Source organism: Affinundibacterium nitidum (assembly GCF_014284155.1).
GTDB classification, from domain to species: domain Bacteria; phylum Pseudomonadota; class Gammaproteobacteria; order Burkholderiales; family Burkholderiaceae_D; genus Undibacterium; species Undibacterium nitidum.
On sequence record NZ_JACOFZ010000030.1, the window covers coordinates 1 to 606 of the forward strand.

Here is a 606-nt window from a genome sequence, read left to right on the forward strand (position 1 = left end):
TGAACGCACCTGCTGCCGTCAATGCTGTTGCACCGGCTGGCAAGGTGTAGTTCACACCGTTCAACTGTACTACCGGTGAGCCTACAACTGAAGCAGTCAAAGTATCGCCGATATCCAAATCAGAGACGGCGAAACTGCCTGTGATTGGAGCCAAGTTCTGCGCAGAAGCGTCTGCAGCTTCTACGATCGCCGTTGGGTTCGTCGTATCTGTCAATACTGGCGCATCGTTCGCACCGGTGATCGTGAACGTCACGTCTTGCACTGCGGAGTCTGCTGTACCATCATTGACCTTCACTTGATAAGTGATCGTCAAACTTTGGCCTGCACGCAAGAAGTCTAAGTTCGCTGCCGCTGGATCATAAGTGTACGCAATCGCTGTACCTGCTCCACCATTCGACGTTTGGGTCGTTGGCGTGATGCTGAACGCACCTGCTGCCGTCAATGCTGTTGCACCGGCTGGCAAGGTGTAGTTCACACCGTTCAACTGTACTACAGGTGAACCCACCACAGAAGCAGTCAAGGTATCGCCGATATCCAAATCAGAGACGGCGAAACTGCCAGTGATTGGAGCCAAGTTCTGCGCAGAAGCGTCTGCAGCTTCTACGA

At 53.3% G+C, this 606-nt stretch carries 1 protein-coding gene; it reads right to left on the reverse strand.

Annotation, left to right across the window (positions count from 1 at the left end; genetic code table 11):
* Positions 1-606: VCBS domain-containing protein (locus H8K36_RS19765; protein ID WP_222611287.1), on the reverse strand; the 606-nt coding region annotated here is incomplete at both ends.